Genomic DNA, 10100 nt, shown 5'->3' with positions numbered 1-10100 from the left:
CGTCCCGCCCGTCCCGACGAAGGAGACCCCCCAGTGAACGCATGGTTCGAGACCGTGGCCGAGGCGCAACGGCGCGCGAAGAAGCGACTGCCCCCGTCCGTGTACAGCGCGCTGGTGGCCGGTTCCGAGCGGGGGCTCACGATCGCCGACAACATCGGCGCCTTCGACGAGATCGGCTTCGCGCCGCACACCGCGGGACACCACAGCCAACGCGAGCTGGCCACGTCGGTGCTGGGCCAGGACATCGCCCTGCCCGTGATCATCTCGCCGACGGGCGTGCAGGCCGTGCACCCGGACGGTGAGGTGGCCGTGGCCCGCGCCGCCGCCGCGCGCGGCACGGCCATGGGCCTGAGTTCCTTCGCCAGCAAGCCCGTGGAGGAGGTGACGGCCGCCAACCCGCAGACGTTCTTCCAGCTCTATTGGTCCGGCACCCGCGACCAGATCACCGAGCGCATCGAGCGGGCGCGGGCGGCGGGCGCCGTCGGCCTCATCGCCACGCTCGACTGGTCGTTCTCGATGGGCCGCGACTGGGGCAGCCCGCACATCCCCGAGCGCCTCACCGTCAAGGAGGCGATGCGCTTCGCCCCCGAGGCGCTGACCCACCCCAAGTGGCTGGCCGCGTTCGTCAGGACCGGCCGCATCCCCGACCTCACCGTGCCGAACATGCAGAACCCCGGCGAGCCCGCGCCCACCTTCTTCGGTGTCTACGGCGAATGGATGCAGACGCCCGCGCCGTCGTGGGAGGACGTCGCGTGGATCCGCGAGACGTGGGGCGGCCCGTTCATGCTCAAGGGCGTCACCCGCGTGGACGACGCCAAGCGCGCGGTTGATGCGGGTGCCACCGCCATCTCGGTGTCGAACCACGGCGGCAACAACCTCGACGGGACGCCGGCGACGATCCGGTGCCTGCCGGCCGTGGCCGACGCCGTCGGGGACCAGCTCGAGATCCTGCTCGACGGCGGCATCCGGCGCGGCTCCGACGTCGTCAAGGCACTGGCCCTGGGCGCGCGGGCGGTCATGATCGGACGCGCGTACCTCTGGGGCCTCGGCGCCAACGGGCAGGCCGGCGTGGAGAACGTGCTCGACGTGCTGCGCGGCGGCATCGACTCGGCGCTGCTCGGGCTCGGGCTGAGCTCGGTGCACGACCTCGACCGCTCGAGCGTGCTGGTGCCGGACGAGTTCGCCCGCGCTCTGGGGGTCTGAGCGTGGCGCGTCCGGACGTCCGCGGGGTGGCCCGCTACCTGCCCTCGCCGGTGCAGTCGATGATCGGGGTCGCCGCGTTGAGTGCGATCGTCGCGGGTGCCGCGGTGGAGCGGCGGCGGCGGCGCAACGCCGCGCCGAAGGAACCGACGGTGTGGGCCACCAGCGGCACCACCGGGCCGAGGCTCGACGATGAGTGACGACGGCTATGTCCGGTCGGCGCAGCGGATCATTCCCGCGCCGCCCGAGGCGATCTTCGCGGTGCTCACCGACCCGGAACGGCATCGTGAGATCGACGGGTCGGGCACGGTGCGCGGCGTCCGGGCGTCCGACCGGCCGCTGACGTCGGGGTCGTCGTTCGACATGCACATGCGGCGCGGGTTCGCGTACTCGACGCGCAGCACCGTCACTGAGTTCGAGCCGGGCCGCGTCATCGCCTGGCAGACGCGTCCGCTGACCCTGCCGTTGCCGTGGTTCATCGGTGGGCGGACGTGGCGCTACGAGCTCGAGCCGGTGGATGGCGGTACGCGCGTCACCGAGACCTGGGACCTGCGCGCGGAGCGCAACCGTGCGCTGGTGCGGCCGTTGGCCGGCGATCCCGAGCGGGACATGGCGCAGACGCTCGAGCGGCTGGAGCGCCTCGTCACCTGACGATTCGACCTTTGAAGACTTCGCCGTGACGGGCGCGGAGAAGTCTCCGCAGATCAGGGGCTGAACACAGCAGCGCCCGGGCCGGAGCCCGGGCGCTGCTGAAAGTCTGGCTGAGGTGCTCAGTCCTCGAGGGACTTCTGCTCCTGCTCGAGCGCGTCGGCCTTCTTCTCGTGCGCCTGCGCTGCGGCCTGGTCCTTGCTGGCCTTGGTCTCTTCCTCGCTCTTGGTCTGCTGGGCCTCGCCCTCGGCCTCGAGGTTGTCGTTGTCGGTCAGGTCGCCGGCCTTCTGCTTCACAGCGCCCTTGATGCTCTCGCCGATACCCATCAGCTGTTCACCTTCTCCTTGGTCTTCTGTGCACTCTGCTGCGCTCGGTCGGCAGTCTTGGCCTTGGTCTCGTGCGCGTCGGACTGCACCTGGGCCTTGACGGCCTCGAGGCGCTCGGTGCCCTTCTCCTGCTGCACCTGTCCGGCCTTGGTGAGGCGGTCCTGGTTGGTGACGGTGCCAAAGATCTCCTTGCCGAGGCCGATGATCTTGTCGGCCAGGCCGGTCAGGTTCTTGGGGTCGATCCGGGGAATCTGCACTGGTGCCTCATCTCGTTTCGTGGGCGGGTTCTTACTGTCTGGGTTACCCGCCAGTAGGGGAGGTCCACACACGCTGTGACGGGCGACCCATCGGCCCGCGAAGTGCACGCCGCCGCGACCCGGCACGACGTAGTTGTCGACCGTGCTGCGCTAGGTTGAGGGCCGCCTCGGGGCGGTAGCTCAGCTGGTCAGAGCAGGGGACTCATAATCCCTGGGTCGCGGGTTCGAGCCCCGCCCGCCCCACACCATGAAGATCATCTTCTCGCGCCGACGGTGCAGCAGCCACCGGCGGACACGCCGGCAATTCGCCGGCAGATGCAACACCGTCGCGCGAGGGCTCACCCGTACGCGGAGCCGTTGGCGGTGCTGCGGCCGATCGGCGTCGTGACCCGGCCCAGGTGCTCGTAGACGTTGCCGGGCAGCACGTGCAGCCACGGCCAGTCGGCGGGGTCCGGACCCAGGGCCAGACGGACCAGGGCTCGATAGGTGTCGGCACCGGCGTAGGGCGACGCGTGGACGGTGCGGGCCGGGAACCACGCCGACCGCTTCAGCGGACGCTGGCCGCCGTCCGGGCTGGTGCCGGTGGCCGACCACGACGCGAGCGCCCACCACGTCCCGGTCGGGTCGCGGCCCCAGGCGTGCAGGTGCGCCAGGGTGCCGGTGAGTTCGGCGCGCACGGACGGGGCCACAACCGATTAGAACAGACTGGCCGACTAAATCGAACAGGTGGGCCTACGCGTGCTGCAGCGAAGCAGGCAGCACGGCGTTCAACCGGCCGGACGTGAACGCCTCGACGGTGACCAGGCCGTCGAAGCCGGCTGCGCGGACCGCGTCGACCGCCCCGCTGCGGCGGGTGTCGTCGACGGCGGTGGCCGCGACCTCGATGCGGGCCGTGTCGCCGAGGTCACGCACCCGCAAATCGGGGGAGTCGATGCCCGCCCGCGTCAGCAGCGCGCGGACCTCGATCTCGGCACGGTCGACGCGCGCCAACCGCGCCGGGGTGATGGCGACGCCGTAGGCGACCCGGCTCGACAGGCAGGGGCTGGCGGGGCGGTCCCACACCGGCAGCCCCCAGAACCGGGCGAGCGTGCGCACGTCCGCCTTGCTCATCGCAACGTCGGCGAGAGGCGTCAGGGCGCCGCGCTCGGCGGCGGCCCGGATGCCCGGCCGCCAGCCGGCGACGACGTCGTCGGCGTTGGTTCCGGTCAGCACGACGGGGTCGGAGCCGTACGACGCAACGTCGAGGACGGCACCGAGGGCGTCGACGAGCGTCGCCTTGCAGAAGTAGCAGCGGTCGTGGCCGTTGCGGGTGTAGCCCTCGACGTCCATCTCGCGCGTCGGCACCTCGACGTGCTCGACCCCGAGCGAACACGCGAACGCCGCGGCATCGGCGAGCATGCCGCTGGGCAGCGCCGGCGAGACGGCCGTGGCCGCCACGACCCGGTCGGCACCGAGCGCCCGCACGGCCGCGGCGAGCACCAGCGCGGAGTCGACGCCGCCCGAGAACGCGACCATGACGCGTCCACCGACCGGCCCGCCGACGTGGGCGCGGTCCGCGAACCAGGAGAGCAACCGGGCAGCGGTTTGACGCTGCTCTCGGTTCGTTGACATCGTGACAGCGTGGCACACGACCCCGGCGTCGAAGACCTGGGATTTGCCCGACTGGATCTTGATCGGCTCGCCCGCACCGGCGCCCCCGAGGTCGTGCTGGCCGCGCACAAGACACCCGAGCAGACGCTCACCGCGCTGACCCACCTCGCCGCCGCACACCCCGACCGTCCGGTGCTCGCCACCCGCTGCCCGGTCGAGGTGCTGACGGCGGCACGAGAACTGGGCGGAGCGCGGATCGACGAGCTGGCCGGCACCGTGGTGCTCGGGCCGGAGCTCGCGCTCACCGGTCGTGTCGCCGTCGTCGCCGCGGGCACGTCCGACCTGCCCGTCGCGCGGGAGGCCACCACCGGCCTCGAGGTGCACGGCGTCGCACCCGACCTGATCGTCGACGTCGGTGTGGCCGGCCTGCACCGCCTGCTCGCCGAACGGGACCGCATCGTCGATGCCGACGCGGTCATCGCCGTCGCCGGCATGGACGGCGCCTTGCCCGGCGTCGTCGCCGGCCTCGTCGCGTGCCCGGTGGTGGCCGTGCCCACCAGCGTCGGGTACGGCGCGTCCTTCGGCGGTGTCGCCGCGCTGCTCACCATGCTCAACGCCTGCGCCCCGGGCGTCACGGTGGTCAACATCGACAACGGGTTCGGCGCCGCGGCCGCCGTCGCGCGCATGCTGCGGCCGCGGCCGTGAGCGAAGCTCGTGGAGCCAAGGCGTGAGTAACGCGCTCTGGGTCGACGCGACCCACGGTGCGGCCGGCGACATGCTGCTGGGCGCGCTGCTCGACGCCGGTGCCGACCTCGAGGCCGTGCGCACCGTCGTCGGCCGGCTCGGCGTCGAGCCCATCGAGATCGCGGCCGCGGCCGTCCGCCGGCACGGGCTGCGCGCGACCCAGGCCGTTGTCACCACCGCAACTGCCGACGTGCGGCGCGGGCCCGCCGAGATCGCCGAGCTGCTCACCGCCGCCGACCTGCCGCCGGCAGCCGACGCGTTTGCGTGCGACGTGTTCGACCGTCTCGCCCGCGCCGAGGCGCGCGTCCACGGCGTCGACGTCGGCGAGGTGCACTTCCACGAGGTCGGCGCCCTCGACGCCCTCGCCGACGTGGTCGGGTGTGCGGTCGCACTGGACACCCTGGGCCTGCTCGCCGACGGGGTGGCCCGCATCGTCAGCACGGTGGCGCTCGGCGGCGGCACCGCGGCCACCGAGCACGGCCGGCTGCCGGTGCCCGTGCCCGCCACCCTCGAACTGCTCACCGAGGCCGCAGCACCAGTCGGCGCGGGGCCCGGCGACCGGGAGCTGTGCACGCCCACCGGCGCCGCGCTGCTGGCCGCCCTCGCCACCGGGTGGGGACACCTGCCCGACCTCGTCGTCCGCGCCCACGGCAGCGGCGCCGGCAGCGCCGACCCGCCCGACCGGCCCAACCTGCTGCGCGTGGTCATCGGCGACGCCGTCACCACGTCGGCGAACCGGTGGCGTGAGGACGAGCTGCAGGTGCTCGAGGCCACCGTCGACGACCTGGACCCGCGCCTGTGGCCCGACGTGCTCGACCGGCTCGTCGCCACCGGGGCGCACGACGCGTGGCTGACCCCCGTGCTCATGCGCAAGGGCCGTCCCGGCCACGTGGTCACCGCACTCGTGCCGCCCGACGCGCTGGACGCGACCTTCGGCGAGCTCGTCCGCGCGACGACGACGCTCGGGGTACGGGTGCACGGCGTGGCCCGCCGTGCCCTGCCCCGCGACACCGTCACCGTGGACGTCGACGGCCACCCCGTCGCCGTCAAGCGGGGCCTGCTCGACGGCGCGGTCACCACGGCGCAACCCGAGTTCGACGACGTTAGGGCGGCCGCGGACGCACTCAGCGTTCCGGCGGCAGAGATACTGCGACGTGTGACAGCAGCGGTGCACCTCCCTGAGCCGGGCCAGGACACGTGAGGCTCACCCTCGACGACGACCGGCTGTTGCCCACCGACCCGGGGGAGCGGGCCGTCGCCCGGACGATCTACGGCGCGGTGCGCGACCTCGCGCTGATCTGCCCGCACGGTCACGTCGACCCGCAGCTGCTGCTGGACGACGCCCCGTTCCCGGACCCGGCCTCGCTGCTCATCGCCCCGGACCACTACGTCACCCGCCTGCTGCACGCCAGCGGTGTCTCGCTCGACGCGCTCGGCGTGGGCGAGGGACAGCTGTCCGAGGACGCGGCCCGGCATGCGTGGCGGCTGCTGTGCGAGCACTGGGCGGTGTTCCGCGGCACGCCCGTCCGCTACTGGCTGGAGGCCGAGCTCGTCGACATCTTCGGCGTCGACACGGCGCCGTCGGCAGACACCGCGGACGCCATCTTCGACCGCCTCGCCGAGTCCCTGGCCGACCCGGCGTTCCGGCCGCGCGCGCTGTACGAGCGCTTCGGCATCTCGGTGCTCGCCACCACCGACGACCCGTGTTCGGACCTGTCGGAGCACCGCGCCCTGGCCGACGACCCGACGTGGCACGGGCGGGTGATCCCGACGTTCCGCCCCGATGCGTACCTCGAGCCCGCGGACCCCGGTTGGGTCGACGCGGTCGGCCGGTTGGCCGCAGCCGGTGACGTCGACACCGGTGACTACGCCGGCTACCTGCAGGCCCTCGAGCAGCGACGCCGGTACTTCGTGGAGCACGGCGCAGTGTCGGCCGACCACAGCCACCCGGACGCACGGACCGACCCGCTGGAGCCGGCCGAGGCCGCACGCATCTATCGAGACGCGCTGGCCGGTCGGGCGAGCGTCGACGAGGCGACCGCGTTCCGCCGGCACATGCTCACTGAGATGGCCCGCATGTCGTGCGACGACGGGCTGGTGATGACGCTGCATCCTGGCGTGCGCCGCAACCACCACACGCCCACCTTCGAGCGGTACGGCGCCGACGTCGGCGCGGACATACCGCTGGGTATGGAGTTCACGGACGCGCTCCGACCGTTGTTGCAGCGGTTCGGCACGGCGGACGGGTTCCACCTCGTCGTGTTCACCGTCGACGAGACGGTGTGGTCGCGGGAACTGGCCCCGCTGGCCGGCTTCTACCCGTCGGTCTACGTCGGGGTGCCGTGGTGGTTCCTGGACGCGCCCGACGCGATGCGCCGGTTCCGGGCCGCAGTGACCGAGACCGCCGGCTTCACCCGCACGTCGGGCTTCGTCGACGACACGCGTGCGTTCTGCTCGATCCCGGCCCGTCACGACATGGCCCGGCGCGTCGAGGCCGGTAACCTCGCACGTCTGGTCGTCGAGCACCGCCTGACCGAGGACGAGGCGGTCGACACCGCGATCAACCTCGTGTCGCGTCAGCCCAAGACGGTGTTCAAGCTGTGAACGCGTTTCTGCGCCGGACGGGTGCCGCGCCACCGGTCCGGCTCGTGCACCTCGGCCTCGGCAACTTTCACCGCGCGCACCAGGCCTGGTACACCGACCGCGCGCCCGACGCCGCCGAGTGGGGTTACGCCGCGTTCGCCGGCCGCAGCGGTGGCACGCCCGAGCTGCTGGCTGCGCAGGACGGGCTGTACACGCTGGTCGGCCGGGCCGCCGAGGACGACACCTTCGACGTCGTCGGCAGCATCGCGCGTGCGCACGCCGGGGACGACCACGCCGCGTGGCTCGGTTACCTCGCCTCGCCCGACGTCGCGGCCGTGACCCTGACGGTCACCGAGGCCGGGTACCTGGTGGATGGCGAGGGCAACCTCGACGCGGAGCGGCCCGAGGTCCAGGCCGACCTCGCCGCCCTGCGCAAGGACCGGTCCGCGGCGGTGCGCACGGCGCCGGCCCGGCTGGTCGCCGGCCTGCTCGCCCGCCGCGCGGCCGACGCTGGACCCCTGGCGCTGGTGCCCTGCGACAACCTGCCCGGCAACGGCGCGCTCCTCGACCGGGTCGTGCGCGAGCTGGTCGCGCTGCTCGACCCCTCGCTCGCCGATTGGCTCGACGCATCGCTGTCGGTGGTGACGACGACGGTCGACCGCATCACCCCACGTACCGAGCCGGTGGACCTCGAGACCGTGCGAGCGGCGACCGGCGTCGACGACGCCGCCCCCGTGGTCACCGAACCCTTCGCGGAGTGGGTGCTCAGCGGCGCGTTCCCCGCCGGCCGCCCGGCCTGGCACGACGTGGGCGCGATGTTCACCGACGACGTGACCCCGTTCGAGCATCGCAAGCTGTGGCTGCTCAACGGTGGCCATTCGTTGCTGGCCTACGGCGGCTCCGTACGCGGCCACGCAACGGTGGCCGAGGCTGTCGCCGACGACACCTGCCGCGGTTGGCTGGAGCAGTGGTGGGATCTGGCGCGCGACCACCTCCCGCAGCCCGACCACGACGTCGCCGTCTACCGCGCGGCTCTGGTCGAGCGCTTCGCCAATCCGCGCATCCGTCACCTGCTCGCCCAGATCGGCGCGGACGGGTCGCAGAAGCTGACGGTCCGGGTCCTTCCCGTCCTGCGTGCCGAGCGGGACGCGGGCCGCATGCCCCTGGCCGCGACCCGCATCCTCGCCGCGTGGATCTGCACCGTGCGCGGGTTCGGTGCACCGGTGACGGACGTGCGGGCGGACGACCTGCTCGAGCCTGCGGCCGGGCCGCTCGCGGACGCGGTGCCGCGCCTGCTGGACGTGCTCGACCCCCGGCTCGGCGCGGACGACGCGCTGGTCGACGCGGTGGCGGCACAGGTCGAGGAGCTGACCGCCGACGTCCGGCGGTGACGACTACCGCAACCGGAAGAGGATCTCGCCGGCGTTCGGCACGACGAAGGTGTCCAGGTCGGCCTCGGCCGCTGCCAGGTCGACGGCGGCCGGGTCGAGGTAGTTCAGGTTCACCCCGCGCACGACGTCCTCGGGGATGCCGGTCGCCAGGGTCACGGTGACGCGGTCGCGCTCGCCGTCGTGCTCGTCCCAGGTGCCTGCTCCACACAGGTGCGTCGAGTGGGCGAGCACCGACCAGTGCACGCCGGAGAAGCGGTCCCACTGCTTCACGAAGTAGTCGCGGCAGTGATAGCCGATGTCATGGATCTCGGGGTGGGTGGCCGCGATCTCGGTGACGTGCGGCGCGTAGATGATCACCTCGCCGCCGTCGGCCACGACCGGCTCCACCTTGTAGAAGCCCTTGGCCGCCGTCCACATGTCGTCGTACTTCGGCGGCACGAGCGACAGGACGCGGTGCACCGGGGCGTCGAGGTAGGTGATGTTGGTCTGCGCCGACACCGCGGCGGCCTCGGCCCACGCCGAAGCCGTGTCGCCGAACGACATCGCGTGCAGCGCACCGGTTCCGGACTCGGGGACGACGCACAGCGCCAGCTTGTCGGCCGGAACGAGCGACACCGCCTCGTCGATCAGCGCGCGCACCGGCGTGACGCCCAGCGTGCCGATGATCTCGGCGCTGGTGATCAGCGCGCCGAGCCAGTGGGAGAGGTCGATGATCTCCTGGCCGGCGACTCCGGGGAAGAAGTACTTGTTGCCGCCGGAGAACCCGACGACCTCGTGCGGGAACACCGGCCCGACCACGAGGGTGACGTCGTGCTCGACCACCGCGCGGTTCAGCCGCACGTCCACCGCGGTGTGCAGGCGCCCGTCCGACAGCTCCGCGATGCGGTCCGCGCCGATCGTCCCCACCGACACGAGCGCGTCCGGCCGCCACCACTCGTGGTTGCGCACCGTCATGCCGGGATAGACCGACTGCACGTCACCGGGCGGGTAGCCGAGCATCCCGCCGAGCTGCGCCTCGCTCATCGCGCTGTGGGTGCCGAGCGCGACCAGCGCGGTGAGCCGGGTGACGCGCCCGGCCAGCGCGCCGTGGACGGCCCCGAGCAGCAGGGGCAGCGGGCAGCTGCGCGTCGCGTCGGGGACCAGCACGCACACCGAGCGGCCGTCGAGATCGGCCCGGGAGAGCTGGTCGGCGACGAACGCCTGCACCTGCTCGGCGGAGAGCACCTGCCCGGGTCCGCCGATGGTCGCGGCTCGTTCGGTCACCGTGTCGGCTCGTTCGGTCACCGTGTCGGCTCGTTCGGTCACTGTGTCACTGTGCCGTCACCGTCGAGCCGTCGACAAGGTGGGTGGGGTCCTGGGGG

12 protein-coding genes and 1 tRNA gene are annotated in these 10100 nt (G+C 72.8%); 8 read left to right on the top strand and 5 right to left on the bottom strand.

Annotation, left to right across the window (positions count from 1 at the left end; all coding sequences use genetic code 11):
- The first annotated feature begins 33 nt into the window (after positions 1–33).
- Genes mftD through ACFFCA_RS19285 form a run of 3 tightly spaced genes read left to right on the top strand, consistent with a single transcriptional unit; the run spans position 34 to position 1851 of the window.
- Positions 34–1203 carry a pre-mycofactocin synthase MftD gene (gene mftD, locus ACFFCA_RS19295; protein ID WP_375487824.1) on the top strand — a complete coding sequence of 390 codons (1170 nt, stop codon included), beginning with the start codon at positions 34–36 and terminating at the stop codon, positions 1201–1203.
- 2 nt (positions 1204–1205) lie between these two features.
- The gene (locus ACFFCA_RS19290) at positions 1206–1400 is read left to right on the top strand and encodes a hypothetical protein (protein ID WP_375487822.1); all 195 of its coding nucleotides are present in this window, start codon (positions 1206–1208) and stop codon (positions 1398–1400) included.
- On the top strand, positions 1393–1851 hold the full coding sequence (locus ACFFCA_RS19285) for an SRPBCC family protein (RefSeq protein ID WP_375487820.1): 459 nt from the start codon (positions 1393–1395) through the stop codon (positions 1849–1851). The genes ACFFCA_RS19290 and ACFFCA_RS19285 overlap by 8 nt, the downstream gene beginning before the upstream one ends.
- A 119-nt stretch (positions 1852–1970) precedes the next feature.
- Here the strand turns inward: ACFFCA_RS19285 and ACFFCA_RS19280 are convergent, their stop codons facing one another.
- Positions 1971–2174 (bottom strand): CsbD family protein, encoded by a 204-nt coding sequence (locus tag ACFFCA_RS19280; RefSeq protein WP_375487818.1) that lies wholly within the window; start codon positions 2172–2174, stop codon positions 1971–1973.
- Positions 2174–2431: a hypothetical protein gene (locus tag ACFFCA_RS19275; protein ID WP_375487816.1), complete on the bottom strand. Its 258-nt coding sequence runs from the start codon at positions 2429–2431 to the stop codon at positions 2174–2176. The genes ACFFCA_RS19280 and ACFFCA_RS19275 overlap by 1 nt, the downstream gene beginning before the upstream one ends.
- A gap of 169 nt (positions 2432–2600) precedes the next feature.
- Here ACFFCA_RS19275 and ACFFCA_RS19270 point away from each other — a divergent pair.
- Positions 2601–2674: transfer RNA gene (locus ACFFCA_RS19270), tRNA-Ile, on the top strand.
- A gap of 95 nt (positions 2675–2769) precedes the next feature.
- Here ACFFCA_RS19270 and ACFFCA_RS19265 read toward each other — a convergent pair.
- Both ACFFCA_RS19265 and larE read right to left on the bottom strand, forming a co-directional pair.
- Positions 2770–3120 carry a hypothetical protein gene (locus tag ACFFCA_RS19265; protein ID WP_375487814.1) on the bottom strand — a complete coding sequence of 117 codons (351 nt, stop codon included), beginning with the start codon at positions 3118–3120 and terminating at the stop codon, positions 2770–2772.
- A 43-nt stretch (positions 3121–3163) separates the two neighbouring features.
- The gene (gene larE / locus ACFFCA_RS19260) at positions 3164–4042 is read right to left on the bottom strand and encodes an ATP-dependent sacrificial sulfur transferase LarE (protein ID WP_375487812.1); all 879 of its coding nucleotides are present in this window, start codon (positions 4040–4042) and stop codon (positions 3164–3166) included.
- 9 nt (positions 4043–4051) lie between these two features.
- On the opposite strand from larE, the gene larB reads away from it, so the two are divergent.
- From larB to ACFFCA_RS19240, 4 genes are read left to right on the top strand one after another with little or no spacing between them, the layout of a single operon-like run.
- On the top strand, positions 4052–4726 hold the full coding sequence (gene larB / locus ACFFCA_RS19255) for a nickel pincer cofactor biosynthesis protein LarB (protein WP_375487810.1): 675 nt from the start codon (positions 4052–4054) through the stop codon (positions 4724–4726).
- A gap of 22 nt (positions 4727–4748) precedes the next feature.
- On the top strand, positions 4749–5966 hold the full coding sequence (larC, locus tag ACFFCA_RS19250) for a nickel pincer cofactor biosynthesis protein LarC (RefSeq protein WP_375487808.1): 1218 nt from the start codon (positions 4749–4751) through the stop codon (positions 5964–5966).
- Positions 5963–7369, top strand: coding sequence for a glucuronate isomerase (uxaC, locus tag ACFFCA_RS19245; RefSeq protein ID WP_375487806.1), 1407 nt, complete (start codon positions 5963–5965; stop codon positions 7367–7369). The genes larC and uxaC overlap by 4 nt, the downstream gene beginning before the upstream one ends.
- A complete protein-coding gene (locus ACFFCA_RS19240) occupies positions 7366–8739 on the top strand; it encodes a mannitol dehydrogenase family protein (RefSeq protein ID WP_375487804.1) in 1374 nt (457 codons plus the stop codon). The genes uxaC and ACFFCA_RS19240 overlap by 4 nt, the downstream gene beginning before the upstream one ends.
- A gap of 3 nt (positions 8740–8742) precedes the next feature.
- Here the strand turns inward: ACFFCA_RS19240 and ACFFCA_RS19235 are convergent, their stop codons facing one another.
- Positions 8743–10044: a lactate racemase domain-containing protein gene (locus ACFFCA_RS19235; protein WP_375487802.1), complete on the bottom strand. Its 1302-nt coding sequence runs from the start codon at positions 10042–10044 to the stop codon at positions 8743–8745.
- Positions 10045–10100: the final 56 nt, after the last annotated feature.

Source organism: uncultured Jatrophihabitans sp., assembly GCF_964252635.1.
Classification (GTDB): Bacteria; Actinomycetota; Actinomycetes; order Mycobacteriales; family Jatrophihabitantaceae; genus Jatrophihabitans.
The sequence above is the reverse complement of the archived record's forward strand: the minus strand, read 5'-3'. Positions and strand labels throughout refer to the sequence as shown.

Excerpts from the sequence above, each read along its gene's own strand:
- ACFFCA_RS19285 (WP_375487820.1), top strand. The coding sequence starts at position 1,393 with ATGAGTGACGACGGCTATGTCCGGTCGGCGCAGCGGATCATTCCCGCG.
- ACFFCA_RS19280 (WP_375487818.1), bottom strand. The coding sequence starts at position 2,174 with ATGGGTATCGGCGAGAGCATCAAGGGCGCTGTGAAGCAGAAGGCCGGC.
- larE (WP_375487812.1), bottom strand. The coding sequence starts at position 4,042 with ATGTCAACGAACCGAGAGCAGCGTCAAACCGCTGCCCGGTTGCTCTCC.